The organism is Saccharibacillus alkalitolerans, from assembly GCF_011090185.1.
GTDB classification, from domain to species: Bacteria; Bacillota; Bacilli; order Paenibacillales; family Paenibacillaceae; genus Saccharibacillus; species Saccharibacillus alkalitolerans.
Window position 1 is genome coordinate 248,187 of record NZ_JAAFGS010000002.1, and the last position, 16,825, is coordinate 265,011.

The following is a 16,825-nucleotide window of genomic DNA, read 5'->3' on the forward strand; positions in this document are numbered from 1 at the left end:
TATGTACTCCCCTGTTATATATCTGCATAAGGCGGAGAAAAATAAACCTTTTGGGAACAATTTCTGGGGAGGTTTTTTTAAGACGCCGAAGCGGACCGTCCGCGGCAGCCGAATGCGAAAAAGAAGCAGCGAAAAACGTAACTTTTGCGTGTGCCGAAAGGTTAATGAATAAAGAGGAACGAAAGGAGGCACTCGGATGGACGGACGTCATTCGGCGGAAGTGAACGAACGGCTCGAATTGGAAAAGGAACGCAAAGCGGCCGCCCCCTCCGCTCCTTCCGCTCTCGCGCAGCTGCTGCGGACAAGGGCGGGACTTGCGCTGCTGGCGGCGGTCCTGCTGCTCGCCGGCGCGCTCGCGTACGCATGGGCGCAGATGCTGCATTACCGCGAAGTGAGCCGGATCTTTTACGGGGAGTCGGTGGGAGACATGGCGAGCGCCGCCGATTCCGTCATCGGCTTGATCGAGACAACCCCCGAGGGCGTGCCCGTGGTAGGATTAAAAGAAAGCTATCCCGCCTGGCAGCTTCGGCAGTTGGGTCATGAGCAGTTCGAACTTCGGGATGCGTATTGGAATCTCTACTCGCTCTTCTCGCGGCCCGGGGAAAACGAACTGGTCAATCCGGAATTTTTCATCCGATCCTATCCGTCTACGACCTACCTGCCGCCGGCGAACGGAGCGGAAGACGAGGTTCCGGCCGACGACGCTCTCATCGTTCCCGACGAGCGGCAGCGGGCCGCGCTGGAAGAGCTGTACGCGGTCAGTCTCGATATCCGCAGACTGGCTTTGGAAGGCGGGTACGAGGCCTACAACGCCCCTCGCCCGGAGAAGTGGACGCGCGGCTTCCTGACGAACATGACGGAGCGCAACCGGGACCATCTGGGCAATCCGCAGTTTCGGATCGCGGAATAGCCGCGGATGCGGAAGATAGCGCCTCGCGAGCAGACGGCAGGTCAATACCGGTCAGATCCGGCATACCGATAAGGAGGAGATTCGAATGCATCGGACATTGAGCATCATCCGATCCAAAACCGCGAATCCGGTGAAAGACAGTCCGGAATTCGAAAGCATCCGGGCGGAGTACGAGCAGCTCTGGGCCGACATGCAGGAAGCCGACGCGGAAAAAGTATCGCGGATGCTGGAGCGCGGCCGCCGGGAGCTGATGCCGCCGGGCCGGCGTCTGCTCGAGACGCTGAAGCCGCTGCGCACCCACCTGCTGTGGGCGGTTCCGCTGGGCGCGGCGGCCGCGGTCGCCGCGTCCTATGCGGCGTTCATCCTGCTGGCGCTGTGGGTGGAATAAAAGAACGGGCACCGATTACGCGTATACGCCGAACAGACCGCGGATTTCTCTCCGCGGTCTGTTTAGCATGCGGGCCGAAGCTTATCGCGCCGGCGCGAAGTCCTTCACCGGCTCCATGATCCGGTCGATCTCGGCGATCGTCTCTTCGCTCAAGACGACGCCCGACGCGGCGGCGTTCTCGCGCACCTGCTCCGGACGGCTCGCGCCGATGATCGCGGAGCTGACGCCCGCCTGGCGCAGCACCCAGGCCAGCGCCAGCTGGGACAGCTTCAGGTTCTGACTGTCGGCCAGCGCGTTCAGCTCCTGGGCGACGGTCAGCACGTCGTCGCGCAGATAGCTGCCGATGACCTGGTTGACGGAATCGTCCGCGCCGCGGGTGCCTGCGGCGGGCTGCTGGCCGGGCTTGTATTTCCCGGTCAGGATGCCCTGCGCCAGCGGGGAAAAGACGACCTGGCCCAGCCCGGCGCTCTGCGAGACGGGCAGCACTTCTTCTTCGATATAGCGTTCGAACAGGTTGTAGATCGGCTGGTTCGAAGCGAGCAGGCGCAGATTGCGGCGGTCGGCGATCGCGGCCGCGTCCGTGATCTGCGCGGCGGTCCATTCGCTGACGCCGGCGTACAGGATTTTGCCCTGCGCCGTCAGGTCGTCGAGCGCGCGCAGCGTCTCTTCGACCGGCGTCTCGCCGTCGTAGCGGTGGCAGAAGTAGACGTCGATGTAATCCGTGCCGAGCCGCTTCAAGCTGGCTTCGCACTGCTCCATGATATGCTTGCGGGACAGCCCGCGGTCGTTGGGACCGTCGCCCATCGGGAAAAATACTTTGGTGCTGAGCACGTAGCTCGAACGCTCGTATTTGCGGAGCGCGGCGCCCATCGCTTTCTCGCCTTCGCCCCGGTTATACGCGTTGGCGGTATCGAAGAAATTGATTCCCTGCTCGAAAGCGGCTTCGATGCAGGCGTCCGCCGCCTGCTGCTCGGCCGCCGTGCCGTACGTCAGCCAGCTGCCCAGTCCGATCTCGCTGACTTTGAGGCCGGTGCGGCCCAGATTCCGGTATTTCATCGATGGTTCCTCCTCGAATTCGATATACTTCTATATACATTAATCATTCGATTAAATATTAACGCAGTGCCCGAAGCTTCGCAAGCGCTTTCCGAATACAGCCGAAAACCGCAAAAAGCCGCTCCGGGAAACGCGGAGGCGCTCGGAACGGCTTCTTGCGGTTTCGGCCTATCGCTGTCGATAGCCGTCAACGATTTACTTGATCTCGTCCATGCTCTGTACGAATTCGCCGCCGAAGTTCATCTTCTCCGCGATTTCGCGGATTTGCCGGCTTGTGTCGGCGGACTTGGATTCGACGACATAAAGTTTCTTGAATCCGATCGTCTTGTACATCTTGAATGCCTGCTCCAGCATCTCCAGCAGAGCCGGATCGACGCTTTCGAGTTCGCGCGTGTCGGCGACAAACGTATACTCGCTCGTCTGGGACTGGATTTTGCCGCCTTCCTGCAGGAAAGCCATGGCCAATCCGCCCGCGTCGCTTATTTGAAAAGAGCCTCCGACCGCTGCCACAAACAACTTCCGGGACGGGTCCGCTTCGATCTTGAATTTCTCTGTCATGGTCTCCTCCTTGTTTCGCTCGCTTGGAGTTGTCGGCCTGCCCATTCGCAAGCCTTCCTCAGTATACCAGCGGGAAATGGCGAAGACCAGCGTCTCCCGCTTCGAAGCACACCGGAGCACGGCGCCATGAGCAGAAGCCGGACCGCGGGCGGCCTTAGTCTCGGTTCTCCCGAATCGGCAGCTTCGCCCCGTTCTTCAGATATACCGGAATCCGTTCCAGCGACGCTTCGGCCAACACGGTCTGTCCGCCGCCGTACGTCTCGCCGCCGTACGCGTCCGTCCACTTCGCGCCGGCCGGCAGATAGACGCTTCGGCTGCGCGCGTCCGCCTGCAGAATCGGCGCGACGAGCAGATCCGGCCCGAACAGAAACTGATCGTCGACGTCCCATGCCGCCTCGTCGTCCGGAAAATCGTAAAACAGCGGGCGCATCGGCGGGGTGCCTTTTTCGTGCGCGGCCTTCATCAGTTCGGCGATGTACGGACGCAGCCGCTCGCGCAGCCTCATATGATCCGCGAAAATGTCGTACGCCTCTTCCCCGTAGCTCCAGACTTCGTTGTCCGCGCCGCTGCCCCACAGCCCGCCGCCCGGCAGGCCGGTGTCCGCTTCGCGGTACGGCGCGCGGTCCCCGTGCAGCCGCATGACGGGACAAAACGTTCCGTATTGGAACCAGCGGACGATGCACTCCCTGAAAGCCGGATCGTCCGGGTTCCCCCCGTGAAAGCCGCCGATGTCCGTCGTCCACCACGGAATGCCCGCGATCGCCATATTCAGCCCCGCACGCACCTGATGCCCCAGCACTTCGAAGGTCGACGCGATATCGCCGGACCAGGCGAGCGCGCCGTAGCGCTGGCTGCCCGCCCAGGCGGCTCGGACCAGATTCATGACGTTGTCCTGGCCTTCCCCCGTCATTCCTTCATAGAACGTACGGCTGTACTGGCTCGGATACCAGTTGCCGACCTGCAGCGCCGGGCCCGCGTGATAGCGGTAAATATCGTGATCGTAGACGGCGAATTCCGGCTCGGCTTCGTCCAGCCAGAACAGCCGGATGCCTTTGTCGTAATAGTTGCGCTTGATCTTCTCCCACAGAAAGCGCCGCGCGTCCGGATGGGTGGCGTCGAAAATTTCGTTCTGTCCGAGAAACTGGAACTGCGTGCGCACGCCCCGGTCGGAGCGGACCAGATACCCTTTTTCCACCATCTCGCCGTAATTCTCGCTCTCCGTCTGCACGGTCGGCCACACGGATACCATCAGCTCGATGCCCATCTCTTTCAGCTCGCGCACCATGCCTTCCGGGTCCGGCCAGTATTTCTCGTCGAACTTCCAGTCGCCCTGGTTCGTCCAGTGGAAAAAGTCGATGACGATCACCGAGACGGGCAGTCCCCGTCGGACATGTTCGCGCGCGACGCCCAGCAGCTCCTCCTGGCTGCGGTAGCGCAGCTTGCACTGCCAGAAGCCCATCCCGAACTCCGGCATCATCGGCACTTTGCCCGTCGCGCCGGCGTACGCTTCCTCGATCTCCGCCGGCGTATCGCCCGCCGCGATCCAGTAGTCGAGCTGCCGGGTCGACGCCGCGGTCCATTCCGTCACGTTGACGTTGAAGCTCGCCTGTCCGATCGCCGGATTGTGCCACAGCATGCCGTAACCCCGGTTCGACAGCAGAAACGGCACGCTCGCCTGGCTGTTGCTGTGGGTAAGTTCGAGGCGGCAGCCTTTCAAATTCAACAAAGACTGCTGGTACTGCCCCATGCCGTACAGCTTCTCGCCGGGATTCGATTCGAACCGTACGGTGACGGCATAATCGCTGCTGCCCGGGATCGGCACGATGTCGCGCCCGCCGGTTTTGAGCTGATACGTCTTCTCCGTTTCCCGCAGCAGCGTCTCTCCCCTGTCGTTCGTAAACGCGATCCGGCCGCTCTTGTCCACTTCGGCGCGGATTTTGCCGTTGACGATCGCGGCGCCGCGGCCGTCCTCCGCGACGGTAACGGCGGCGTTCGGCGAAGATTCGCCGGCCGGCAGCAGCGCCCAATCGTCATCGCGCAGAGCGTCTTTCGACGCCCGCACGCGAAACGCGTTCGCTCCCCACGGTTCGATGCGAAGACTCTCGTGGTCGTATTCCCAGATCAGCGCGTTGTCCTTTTCGTACAGCATATCGGGGTTCCTCCTCTTGTCGGTTGTGAGGCCGTGATGATCACGCTATCTTTTTTCAGACTTATTATAACGGGAAGCAGGGGGCGAGCAGCAGAGCGCCGAATACGGGAAGATAGGACTAAATTACGTTTTGGGCAGCATGAACCTTCATGATAGGGTAAAGGAGGAAAAGGCATGGCTTTCGCGCTTGGCGTGACCGCCGCATCCGAGAACGAAAAACGGCGGCGCGAACATACGCATATTCCGGACCGGACGTTTCCGCTGAACGCGTTCCGGATTCGCGAGTCGGACCCCGACATGTTCTGCATTCCGCCGCACTGGCACGAACATCTGGAATGGATCGTCGTGTCGCGGGGCCGCTTCGGGGTGCAGGTCGGTTCCTCGCTGCGCGAACTGGCCGCCGGCGGCTGCGCGTTCGTCAACACGGCCCAGCTGCATGCGGCGTTTCCGCTCGAACCCGGCAGCGAACTGCATGCGCTGGTGTTCGGCGAGGCGCTGCTGCGCAATCACGCGCTCGACCATACGGAGACGCGCTACGTCCGTCCGCTGCTGGAAGGCCGGCTGGGACTCCGTTCTTTTTACGGCGAAGAAGAGGCGGCGGACATTCGGGCTCATCTGCTGCGCGCGGTCGACGAGTACCGAAGCGGCGCGCCGGGCTTCGAGCTGATGGTGAAGTCGGCGCTGCTGGCGTCTTTCGCTCTGGCACTGCGCGCTTCCGCCCCGGGCGAAGCGGCCGAACGGAGCGGGCGGACGGGCCGCGGAAGCGGCGATGCCGGCAGCGACAGCGTCGTATACCCTCTGCTGCTGCATTTGAGCGACCGTTTCCGCGAGCCGATCGGCGTCCGGGACGCGGCGAAGTTCTGCTGCGTGACGCCGACGTATTTTTGCCATGTGTTCAAGCGCTCCACCGGCCGGACGCTTACGGAATACGTCAACATGCTGCGCGTCCAGGAAGCCGAAGCGCTGCTGCGGCGCGGCGATATGCCGGTGCAGGAGATCGCGCGGACGGTAGGCTATGCGGACCCCGGATATTTCGGCCGCGTGTTCCGTAAGATCAAAGGGATGCCGCCGGGGGCGTACGCCAAGCGGATGCCTTTATCGGAACGGGAACAAGGACGCCGAGAAACGGAAGCAGCCGAATACGAAAGGAGAAACGTCTATGAATAGGAAAGAAGAAACAGCTATGCATAGGAAAAAGAGCTTCGCGATGCTGACGGTTCTGCTGCTGTGCGCGATCGCGTTGAGCGCATGCGGCGGAGGGCGAACGTCCCACACGTCGGCCCTGCTGACGATCAAGGAGAAAAGCACCGAAGGCGATCATCAACTGTCGATAACCGCCTACAATTCGTTCTCCTCCCAAGCGGCGGACAGCGAGACGTGGAAGATCCGCGTCGACGAAGAAAACACCTGGAACTTGATCGAACCGGGCGGACTGTATCTGATCAGCTATACCCACGACAGCCGGAAAAAGCCGAACGAAGCCGGTCTGATCGAAGCGGAGCTTGAAGGAATCAAGCCGGCTTCGGACAAAGCGGGAACGGCCGGCCAGTAGGCTGGCGGGAACGGAAGGCGATGGCGGGCAGCACGCGGCGGCGCGGCGGCGCGGCGGGCGGTGGCGAGCGGTTCGGAAGGCGGAGCCGTGCAGCGGCGGCGCGGCGATCGGGGAAGGCTGGCGGCAAACGGGCCGCGGGCGGGGCGTTGTGCGGCGGGCGGCAAGCGGTGCAGCGGGCAGCGGCGTGTTGGCAGCGGGCAGCGGCGTGTTGGCAGCGGCGGCGCGGCGGGCGCTGCGACTGAAGCGGCGATGGGCGTGCTGCGGGCAGGGCGACTGCGGGGCGGCAGACGGCGCGCGAGGGGGCGACCGCAAGTGCAGCGGCGGCGCGGCGGGCGAGGCGACTGAAGCGGCGATGGGCGTGCTGCGGGCAGGGCGACTGCGGGGCGGCAGACGGCGCGCGGAGGGCGACCGCAAGTGCAGCGGCGGCGGCCGAGCCGGCCGAGCTCGCCCGCAGTCATCGAAAGGCTGAATCCGGATTTCCTCCGAACGCTTGGCAGACCGGAGGCTTTCGTTCTACAATGAAGATACTTTCAAACGATCCGCAGCCGACTGCCGGCCGGATCGTCCCATTACCGAACGGCGACGAAGAACGTCCCGCTCCTTTCCTTTTCACGGGGAAGCGAGCCGGGGCGTTTTTTTGCGCGTCGATCAAACCTACGCAAGGAGGAACAAATATGGATTTCGAAGAAGCGCATCTCTTTTTTCTCGACCGACATCTGAAGGCGCGAACCGGCGAACGTCGGGACCGGCTGCGGCGCGGGCATCGCGAGGCCGAGACGCTGTTCTGCCGAAACGTCTGGTGGCCGCTCCGGCAGAACTTCGACGGGCTGCATCCCGAGTACGAAGTGACGGATTGGCGCGGACTGAACTATTTTTGCGATTTTGTCTGGATGACGCCGTACGTCAGGCTCGTGATCGAGATCAAGGGCTTCGGCCCCCACGTTCAAGACATGGACCGCCGAAAATACTGCCGCGAACTGAACCGGGAGACGTTCCTGACCGCCGTGGGCTTTCAGGTCATCTCTTTCGCCTACGACGACGTAGCCCAGCGGCCGGAACTCTGTATGACGCTGCTGCGGATGGTGCTGGGGAGATATCACGCGGAGCTCGGCGGCGGAAGCCCCGGCACGCGCTCCTCCGGCGCGGAACGCGAGACTGTCCGGCTCGCCTGCGCGCTGGGACGCCCGATCCGCCCGATCGACGTGCGGAAGCACCTCGGCGTCAACCACCGAACGGCGGTCGAACTGCTGAATGCGCTGTGCGAACAAAAAGTGCTGACCCGCGAATCGGGCGCGCAGAACAAGCGGGTGGTGCGGTACTCGCTGAGCGACGGGGCATTCGGGTATTTATAGAGGCGGGAAAGAAGGCTGAGCGTGCGGGGAACGACGAAGCGCGGGAGCAACGGCGGAGTACGAAAGAAACGGCGAAGCGCGCAGGAGCAACGGCGGAGTACGAAAGGAACGGTGAAGCGCGCAGGAAGGATGAGCGTGCTCGACAGGAACGGCGGAGCGCAAGAGAATCGAAAAACAACTGCATATAAGCAGCTATTTCCGCAAATTAGACTCAAGTTATAGAAATAACTGCGCCGGAGCAGCTATTTCGCGAAAAAGGCCCGGAATTGAGGTAAAAAGAACGAATTAAGCGCTCTCCTGCAGTTATTTTGTTAAAAAGGCCGTTTCGAAGTAAAATAAGTGCTCTCCTGCAGTTATTTCGGAGCGCTCGACGGGTCGCGTCTTTCAAAGTGATTCTTCTGCGGCTTCGGTGCGGCTTCGATGCGGCTTTGACCGGCGAGCGCGCAGGATCGTTCAATATTGGCTCAAAAAAAGGATCGCCTTCACAGGCGATCCTTTTTTTGACGGCCGGCTTCCCGCCTTCCGCGCTCTTGCCGCTGCCGCCTTATAGCCCGCGCTGCCGCGAAAAACGCGGCTGCCGGCGGCAGGCAGTCCGTCTTCGGCTGCGTGCAAGCAGCGCCTAACGCGCTAGTCCAGCTGGCAGCCTTAGCGGCGAGTACATCACCGCGCGTTTAGCGCTTCAGGCTGTCCTCCGGCTGCAGCACCGGCACTTCGGCCGATACGGTGTCCGGGTATTTGATGCCGGCGCCGGTGTTCAGCGCGACGACCCGTTCGCCGTCCGCGATCCAGCCGGAAGCGCGCAGCGCGCGGGCGGCGGCGAATACGGCAGCGCCTTCCGGGCAGACGAACGCGCCTTCGAGCCGCGCGGCGTTCTCCTGCTCGCGCAGCAGCGCTTCGTCTCCGATCGCGATCGCGCAGCCGTCCGTCTCGCGCAGCGCCTGCAGCACGAGGAAATCGCCCAGCGCCTTCGGCACGTTGATGCCGAACGCGATCGTCTCGGAATTCGGGAAGAACTCCGATTCTTCCCGCCCTTCTTCCCAGGCTTTGACGATCGGGGCGCAGCCTTCGGCCTGCACCGCGACGAGACGCGGCAGTCTGCGTTCCGCCGGAATCCAGCCGATCGCCTGCAGCTCTTTCAGCGCTTTATGGATGCCGATCAGCCCCACGCCGCCTCCGGTCGGATACAGGATCACGTCTGGCACGTCCCAGCCGAACTGCTCGGCGAGCTCCAGTCCCATCGTCTTTTTGCCTTCGATCCGGTACGGTTCCTTCAGCGTGGAAGCATCGAACAAGCCGAATTCCTGCACCGCGCGGCCGACGATTTTGCCCGCGTCGCTGATCAAGCCGTCGACCAGTACCAGATTGGCGCCGGATACGGCACATTCGTTGCGGGTAATCTTCGGCGCGTCGACCGGCATGACGATCGTCGCGCGAATGCCGGCTCGGGCCGCATACAGCGCCCATGCCGCTCCGGCATTTCCGTTGGTCGGCATCGCCAGCTCCGTCACGCCGAGTTCTTTTGCCCGCGAGACGCCGACCGCCGCTCCCCGCGCCTTGAACGATCCGGTCGGAATAATGCCTTCGTCCTTCATGTATAAATGCTCGATGCCCATATTTTCGCCGAGCGCCGGAACCGGAAGCAAAGGCGTCATGCCTTCGCCGAGCGATACGACGTTGGCTTCGCTTTGTACCGGCAGCAGTTCGTGATAGCGCCAGAGATCCGGGCGGCGCGCCGCGATATCTTCGCGCTTCACTTCGCTTGCGAGGCGTTCCAGATCGTAGTCGACAAGCAGAGGCGCGCCGCAGACGCAGAGCTGATGCAGCTGCGAAGCGTCGTATTCGGTGCCGCATTTCGGACAGTGCAGATGAGAAAGATAGCTGTAAGTCATCACGGTTCCTTCTTTCCTGTTGTTGTTCGCGTTCGCTAAGGCTCCCGGACATTCATCCGTACGAAGCTGCACGATCTCTTTATTCGGGGTTATTCTATCAGGAAAGTGATAGATTTACAAATTTTCGCCGAAGCCCGTCTTTTCGGGCCGTCCTGCTCTCCGTTCGTCTTCTCCGAATGCAAAAACCCGCATGTCCCTATAGGAACATGCGGGCCGCTCGTGATTCGTTTTCGCGGACTTCGTCAAGTCACGCCTCGTCTTCCAACAGCGACTTGAGTTTGCGCCCGCTGATTCTCATGCTGCATTCGGGATCGTGCTCGTCCGCGGACGGCGAAACGGATACGCTTCGTTCATTGACGGGCTGCATCGGCAGCGCATGCATTTTATGCTCGGGCGTTTCGGCGAGCAAAATGCGGGTTCCGTCCGGCAGCATGCCGTACTCCCGGACCCAGCCGTCTTCATGGATAACCAGCCGGCGGCCGGGCGACGACCTGCGGCGATGCACGGGGCGTCCCGCCTGCTCGGTGCCCGGCAGCTTGAATCTCAGTCCGGCCGCCTGGGGACGCTGCACGGGTTGAACCGGAACGACGCGGGAAGCGTTTCTCACGTTGTTGATCGGCTTGATAGGCATGATGCGGCTTCCTCCTTAGGCCCGGCCTTTCCCGAAAAAGCGAAGGCCGGGCGACGGTATTTCGTTGCAGGTGCGTAAGCGTCGTTCGGCCGCGGCTCCGTCCTCCGGCTGCCCAAGGCCGCTTAAATCTTGAATTTGGCGGCCGCTTCGCCGAGTTCCTGGGTCAGACGTTCGATGCTCTGTACCATATCGGCGAGGTGGCTGACCATGCCCGACTGTTCCTGCACGGTCGCCGTCACCTGCTGAACCGAAGCCGACACTTCCTCGCCCGACGCCGACATGCTTTGCGACGCTTCCAGCACTTCGTCCTTATCGCGTTCCATGGCTTTGAATTCCGACGCCATGTCGCGGATTTGACCCGTAATCGCCGTTACGCTCTGCATGATGTCTTCGAACGACTGGCGGGTGCGGTCCACGTATTCGTTTTGCGTCGACGAAATTTCGCGGATCGCTCCGACGCTTTCGTTGCTCTTCTCCACCTGTTCGAGCGTCTGGCGGATAATGCCGCCGATTTCGTTCGCCTGGTCGGCCGACTGCTGCGCCAGCTTGCGAATTTCATCCGCCACTACGGCAAAGCCCCGTCCGTGCTCTCCGGCTCTTGCCGCCTCGATCGAAGCGTTCAGCGCCAGCAGGTTCGTCTGCGTCGAGATCTGATTGATCGCGTCCGTGATCTGTCCGATCCGCTGCGAGCTTTCGGCCAGCATTTCGGTCGTCGTCGAAATATTTTGAATTTCCAGCTCGTTTTTGGCGTTGATATCGATCAGGCTGCTCACGACGCTGCTGCTGGCATCGAAGACTTGATTGATCGAATCGGCGCTGCCTTGAATGATTTCCGTCTTGCGGCCGAGGGACTCGATCCGCTCGCCGATGCCGTAGAACCGGCCGACGATACGCTCGGTGTCGTGCGACTGCGATTCCATCGCTTTCGCGATTTCCATCGTCGTGACCGACGTTTCGCCGATCGAACGCGCCGTACTTTGCGAGGTGCGCTCAAGGTCGGTCGTATTGGCGGTCAGCACTTCGATAGAGTGGTTCATCTGCCCGATCAGCAGCTTGTTGCTGTCGGCCATCGTGTTGAAGCTGTCCGCCAGGTCGGCGAGTTCGCTCTTGTACTTGCCTTCCGCACGGGCCGTCAGATCCCCCTCCGCCAGCCGCTTGAACAGTCCGTTCAGGCGCGCGATCGGCACGGTGATGCTGCGCGAGATCAGGATACCGACCGCTACGGCCAGCAGAATCGAGACCAGAATCGCCAGCAGCATGTTTTTCAGCAGGCCGCCGAGCGGAGCTTGAATATCTTTGTAGGAGTCCTGTACGAGCACGACCCAATCCGCAGCCGGAATCTTGGAATAGCGGATGTACGATTGATCGTTTTCCACGCTGCCTTTCAAAATTTCCCCGTTCGTTTCCTCGGCCAACAGATTTTCGAAGCCTTCCGACTCATAAGGTTTCCCCACTGTCGAGTCGTCCTTCGAATCGTACATAACCGTACCGCCGCGGCTTGTCACGATGAGGGAGCCTTCTTTGTTAATCTGGATGTTCTGAAGCTTCTCGACGAAAAATTGGGCCGATATCGTATTGATCGACACGCCGAGCACTTTTCCGCTGCTTCCCTTAACCGGCTGAGCGAAAACGACGATCAGGTTGCCCGTCGTTTTCGACAGAATCGCATCGCTGATGAAGGGTTGGCCCGACTGCATCACTTTCTGGAAGTATTCGCGGTCCGAGCGGTCTCCCTTCAGCGAATCCGGATTGCTGGCAGCCACGATCGTTCCCTTGCTGTCCGCAACCATCATCGACTCGATTCCGGTCGACCCGGCCTGCGCTTCCTTGAACAGCTCGTTCGTTTGGGCCTGCAGCGCGTTTGACGGAGAAAAGAATGCCTCTTCGTTCATGGTTCCGGCATCCCTCAGCTCCAGCAGATTCCGAAGACTGGGCGATACCGATATGTTATGGGCCAGTTGACCTTCCAGATCGACCAGCGCCGACAGGCTCTCGCTCGTCCGGTCCGCATTGGCATTGATCTCGTCCTTGCTTTTGACCGTGATCAAAGCAGAACTGAAAGTGAAAGCCAGCAGGTTCGAACCTACCAATACGATCACGATCAGCAAGCTAATCAGCAAAGGCAGTTTGACTTTCAGCGAAAGACGCTTCGCCTTCCTCGGTTCGTTCTGCTTCTGTTCCTTTATTTGTTTCGCCATTATTTGTACCCCTTTCTGCACATGGGCCACTCCCGGCCGCTATAAGCGTTTTATCGGCCTTTTTCGACAAAATAATTACACGATTCCTAACTATTTTTTCCCATTTTTTTGCCATCGGCACCGAAAGCTCCTAATGCAGCCTCTTTCCTCCGTTCGCCGCAAAAATGAACGAATCGCTTTTTCGCGTGGAGGTTTCGCATTCCTTTGCCCTTTGCGGCCGTTTTTTTGTTAAACTGTACAAAGCGATTGTTTTTCATTTTCTATACGGCATGGAGGCAGAACTTTTGAATTATATCGTTTTGGACATTGAGTTTAACGGCCGCAAGTTTGCCAGCCCGCACCCGATGGAAGTGATCGAGATCGGTGCCGTGCGGCTGGACGAATCGCTGCGGGATACCGATACGTTCGCGGCATTCATCAAGCCCGTGTATTTTGCCAAGCTGAATTCCTTCATCAAGAAAAAGACGGGGATTCCGCAGGAATCGATCGACGGCGCGGCCCGCTTCCCGAAAGTTATCGGGGATTTCCGGGAATGGCTGGACGCCAAGCCGGGTCCCGTCACCTTCGTCGTCTGGGGCGGCGAGGACATCAAGCGCATCGTGCAGGACGTTCGGATGCACAAGCTGGACGAGACGTACTGGACGCAGACCCCTTCGCTCGACCTGCTGAAAGGCTTCCTGCAGACGCAGGGGCTCAAGAACGACGTCAGCGTCGAAGGCGCCCTGGAAATGCTGGGCATCGAAGCTTCGGGAGCCGCCCACCGCGCGCTGGACGACGCGAAGATGACCGCCGACATTTTCCGCGCCGCCTACGAGAAGCTCGATCTGACGCTGGCCAAGGAATACAAAGACACGTTCTCGAATTCGAAGGAACGCCGCATCGTCCGCTCGGCGGCGAAGTCGCTGGCTTCTCGCCGCATCGCGCCGACGTGGGAGCTGGCGGTGGAGCATTATTTGAAGGGGAAAATTGCGCTGGAAGATCCGCGCAAGGAAGCGGAACTGCGCGCTTACTTCGACGCGCTGCCGGCATTCCCGATGCCGACGCGGGCGGAAGAAGCTCCTCAAGGCGCCGCTGCGGCAGAAGCCGCGAATTCCGCGTCCCGGCCGGAAGCGGCGGCTGCCGCAGCCGAACGGCCGCTCGCGGAGCCGGAACAGGCGGAGTGATCGTTTCGCCAAGCGACAAAAAAAAACCGCTCGCGGACTCCGGTCCGTCGGGCGGTTCTTTTCGTCGTTCGGTGTTCGTCGTTCGGGTCTGGTCGCTCAGCTTGTCGGCACGAATATTCGCTTCAACCGCGCATTCGCGCCGGGAAGGCTGCTCCCGCAATCACTTCTTCAGCGGGTTCTTCATAAAGTAATAATGTCCCTGCCCGACCGGCGCATTCACGACGGCCGCGCCGCCTTCGAATTCGCCGACCGTGATATCGTTCGTTCGCAAATCGACGATCGCTTTGCCGAACCGGTCGATCAGAATTTTGTTTCCGCCTTGGCGCTGCACAAAAGCGATTCCTTCCTTGAAAGAACCGACCTCGGCGCCTTCGTCGCTGTACTGCGCGGGAATGACCAGTTTGCCGGTTGCGCCGATGTAGCCCCATTTGCCGCTTCGGTCGCTTGCGCTGCCGCCGACTTTCACGGCCGCGCGCCCTTCGCTGAACGCCTGCCCGCCGGTATACTGCGCTTTGACGACGATTTTGCTTTTGGCGTTCACGTAGCCGTATTTTCCGTTTTGCAGGAACAGGGCCAGACCTTCGCTGAACGGCGCGGCTCCGTCGAACTGCGGCTTGATGACCGTTTTTCCTTTTTTGTCGATATAGCCCCACTTCCCGTTCTTCATGACAGGAGCCAGGCCTTCGCTGAACACGTCCAGCATCGCGTACTGCGGCTTGACGACTTCTTTGCCGTTCAGGTCGATAAAGCCGCCGACATACGCCGATCCTTTGCGCTTCCATACGACGGCCATGCCGTCTTTGAACTCGTGAACTTCGTCGTAAGCGGCGGTGAGCTTCGTTTTGCCGGTCTTATCGATATAATTCCATTTGCCGCCGCTTTTCTTGACCGCCGCCAGTCCGCCGTTGAAGCCTTCGACGACCCGCTCGTACTGCGGTTTAATCGCTATTTTGCCCTTTTTGTCCACGAAACCCCACAGTTTCCCTTTGCGGACGGCGGCCAGACCTTCGCTGAACGGTTTGACTTCGTCGAACTGCGCCTTGATGACCGTCTTGCCGTCCGTATTCGTATATCCGTACAGCTTATTGCCGGCGTTCCAGAAGAAAGCGAGTCCTTCGCTCAATCCGCCGATCGCGTCGTAACTTACCGTTTTGGCCGTGCCGTTCACGATGCTTGCCGCACTGTCGGCCGCATGCGCCGCCGGTAATCCGGGGGCTCCCGAGACCGACACGGTCAAAGCCAGCGCAAGCAGGATGGATGTTCTTTTTTTCAATGTCTGTTTCCCCTCTCTCGTATGTACATAAGCCTAGCAGTTATTTACCCACGATTTCGGTCCCGGCATCGCGAAAAACCCGATTTCCCTTTCGGAAAATCGGGCCCGGCCGGCTTCGCTTCGCGCAAAACCTTTACTCGAACGGGTACTTCAGTCCCCACTGCGCGCGCACGTTGTCCAGCAGCCGCATGATGCCCATGGACTCGGCCAGCGAGATCACGCCGCTCTCGCGGCGGCCTTCCAGCAGCGCGCGGCCGACTTCCTCGGCTTCGTACGCGTAGCCCTTGATGCCGCGATCTTCCCGGTCGTCCGTGACTTTGACCGGTTCCTCGCCGGAAACGTACAGCGTCGCTTCCTTCGCGAACAGGAACTGCGGGATATGAATGTAGCCTTTGGTTCCGTGGATAAAGGCATCGTTGGGCATATCCAGGCGGATTCCCCCGTGCAGCGAAGCCGTCTTGCCGTCGCCGTAATCGAGCAGGATCGTGAAATGCTCGTCCACGCCGGTCTCGCCGATATGCGCGGTCGTCCAGATATTGTCCGGATTCGGCCCGAAGATCATCGAAGCGAACGAGACCGGATAGATGCCCGCGTCCAGCAGCGCGCCGCCGCCCAGTTCCGGGTTCAGCAGACGGCCTTCCGGATTCCATCCGGCATCGAAGCCGAACTCGGCTTTGACGACGCGGACATCGCCGATTTTCTCCTCCGACAGCCACTGCCGAACTTGTTCAAGCGGCTTCAGGAAACGCGACCACATCGCCTCCATCAGGAACAGCTTTTTCTCGCGCGCCGTCTCGATCAGCTCGTTCAGCTCGCCCGCATTAACCGTGAACGGCTTTTCGCACAGTACCGCTTTGCCCGCGTTCAAGGCCGTCAGCACGTTTTCTTTATGAAAAGGATGCGGAGTCGCTACGTAAATCGCGTCCACTTCCGGATCGTTGGCCAAATCTTCGTAGCTGCCGTGCGCCGTGGGCGCGCCGAACTTATCCGCGAATTTGCGCGCGCTCTCTTCGGTCCGCGAACCGATCGCGTACAGTTCGCCGTTCGAAGCATGCTTCAGGTCGGAAGCGAACTGCTCGGCGATCCAGCCCGTCCCCAAAATGCCCCATTTGATGTTGCCGTTTGCCGCCTCGCTCATTGTTTCTCCTCCTTGATAGATAGAAATCGTTTTCGATTTACATATCGGCCCGTCTGCCGCAGGGTTCGGACAGCCGCTTCGACTATCGTTTAGCATGGGGCCGCTTTTATGTAAGGCCTTTCCTTGTATACTTTACCAGATCGGCTCGGGAAAAGGTAGCGAGACGGCCGCCGTGCAGCAAACCGCTCGGCTAACGGATTCCATGTCCCTTAGACCGGCAAATCAAGCCTTTCCGCGATTTTAACGGATCGCATATCCGTTAGCCGCCCGCCGAGCCTCTTTTTCCGCCAAAAATCAGCTAATTCCCGCTCTAAGCGTCACCTGAATCCGTTAGAATTTTCCCGCCGCTCAAAATACCCGTTAAGCGTCTCCTGGTTCCGTTACATTGTCAAACCAGCCGCATTTCGCCTCTCCGCGTCGGCTCGTTCCGTCAGCATGCCCGGCAGCCTTCCGCGGCCGCCGATAGAAGGCCGACTCCGCAGCCTCGGCCGCCCACGCGATGACGCAATGCCAAAAGCCGCTTCTGCGACTCTCTCCGGAAAGGAAAGAAGTGCAAAAGCGGCTGCGG

Annotated in this window: 14 protein-coding genes; 6 read left to right on the forward strand and 8 right to left on the reverse strand. The window is 60.5% G+C overall.

The window, feature by feature from the left end; genetic code table 11:
• Positions 1-196 precede the first annotated feature (196 nt).
• On the forward strand, positions 197-910 hold the full coding sequence (locus GYN08_RS06740; protein ID WP_166273343.1) for a hypothetical protein: 714 nt from the start codon (positions 197-199) through the stop codon (positions 908-910).
• An 85-nt stretch (positions 911-995) separates the two neighbouring features.
• On the forward strand, positions 996-1,298 hold the full coding sequence (locus tag GYN08_RS06745; protein ID WP_166273345.1) for a hypothetical protein: 303 nt from the start codon (positions 996-998) through the stop codon (positions 1,296-1,298).
• Positions 1,299-1,379: 81 nt separating this feature from the next.
• On the opposite strand, the gene GYN08_RS06750 is transcribed toward GYN08_RS06745, so the two are convergent.
• From GYN08_RS06750 to GYN08_RS06760, 3 genes are all read right to left on the reverse strand, one after another.
• Positions 1,380-2,354 (reverse strand): aldo/keto reductase family protein, encoded by a 975-nt coding sequence (locus GYN08_RS06750; protein ID WP_166273347.1) that lies wholly within the window; start codon positions 2,352-2,354, stop codon positions 1,380-1,382.
• Between the two features lie 195 nt (positions 2,355-2,549).
• Positions 2,550-2,912, reverse strand: a complete 363-nt coding sequence (locus GYN08_RS06755; protein ID WP_166273349.1) for a hypothetical protein — start codon at positions 2,910-2,912, stop codon at positions 2,550-2,552.
• Between the two features lie 154 nt (positions 2,913-3,066).
• Positions 3,067-5,061, reverse strand: coding sequence for a glycoside hydrolase family 31 protein (locus GYN08_RS06760; protein WP_166273351.1), 1,995 nt, complete (start codon positions 5,059-5,061; stop codon positions 3,067-3,069).
• 174 nt (positions 5,062-5,235) lie between these two features.
• Between GYN08_RS06760 and GYN08_RS06765 the strand changes: the two genes are divergently transcribed.
• The 3 genes from GYN08_RS06765 (at position 5,236) to GYN08_RS06775 (ending at position 7,965) form a co-directional block, all read left to right on the forward strand.
• Positions 5,236-6,228, forward strand: coding sequence for an AraC family transcriptional regulator (locus GYN08_RS06765; protein ID WP_166273352.1), 993 nt, complete (start codon positions 5,236-5,238; stop codon positions 6,226-6,228).
• A 16-nt stretch (positions 6,229-6,244) separates the two neighbouring features.
• Positions 6,245-6,613: a hypothetical protein gene (locus tag GYN08_RS06770; protein WP_166273354.1), complete on the forward strand. Its 369-nt coding sequence runs from the start codon at positions 6,245-6,247 to the stop codon at positions 6,611-6,613.
• 674 nt (positions 6,614-7,287) lie between these two features.
• Entirely contained in the window at positions 7,288-7,965 is a 678-nt protein-coding gene (locus GYN08_RS06775) for a DUF559 domain-containing protein (RefSeq protein ID WP_166273356.1), read from the forward strand.
• 671 nt (positions 7,966-8,636) lie between these two features.
• Here GYN08_RS06775 and GYN08_RS06780 read toward each other — a convergent pair.
• The 3 genes from GYN08_RS06780 to GYN08_RS06790 form a co-directional block, all read right to left on the reverse strand.
• Positions 8,637-9,854: a threonine synthase gene (locus GYN08_RS06780; RefSeq protein WP_166273358.1), complete on the reverse strand. Its 1,218-nt coding sequence runs from the start codon at positions 9,852-9,854 to the stop codon at positions 8,637-8,639.
• A 247-nt stretch (positions 9,855-10,101) separates the two neighbouring features.
• Positions 10,102-10,485: a hypothetical protein gene (locus GYN08_RS06785; protein WP_166273360.1), complete on the reverse strand. Its 384-nt coding sequence runs from the start codon at positions 10,483-10,485 to the stop codon at positions 10,102-10,104.
• Positions 10,486-10,607: 122 nt separating this feature from the next.
• Positions 10,608-12,683, reverse strand: a complete 2,076-nt coding sequence (locus GYN08_RS06790; RefSeq protein WP_166273362.1) for a methyl-accepting chemotaxis protein — start codon at positions 12,681-12,683, stop codon at positions 10,608-10,610.
• A gap of 284 nt (positions 12,684-12,967) precedes the next feature.
• Between GYN08_RS06790 and GYN08_RS06795 the strand changes: the two genes are divergently transcribed.
• On the forward strand, positions 12,968-13,846 hold the full coding sequence (locus GYN08_RS06795; RefSeq protein ID WP_235945965.1) for a 3'-5' exonuclease: 879 nt from the start codon (positions 12,968-12,970) through the stop codon (positions 13,844-13,846).
• Positions 13,847-14,006: 160 nt separating this feature from the next.
• On the opposite strand, the gene GYN08_RS06800 is transcribed toward GYN08_RS06795, so the two are convergent.
• Both GYN08_RS06800 and GYN08_RS06805 read right to left on the reverse strand, forming a co-directional pair.
• Positions 14,007-15,119 carry a WG repeat-containing protein gene (locus GYN08_RS06800; protein ID WP_166273364.1) on the reverse strand — a complete coding sequence of 371 codons (1,113 nt, stop codon included), beginning with the start codon at positions 15,117-15,119 and terminating at the stop codon, positions 14,007-14,009.
• A gap of 133 nt (positions 15,120-15,252) precedes the next feature.
• Complete coding sequence (locus GYN08_RS06805; protein WP_166273366.1) at positions 15,253-16,257, reverse strand: Gfo/Idh/MocA family protein; 1,005 nt, start codon at positions 16,255-16,257, stop codon at positions 15,253-15,255.
• Positions 16,258-16,825: the final 568 nt, after the last annotated feature.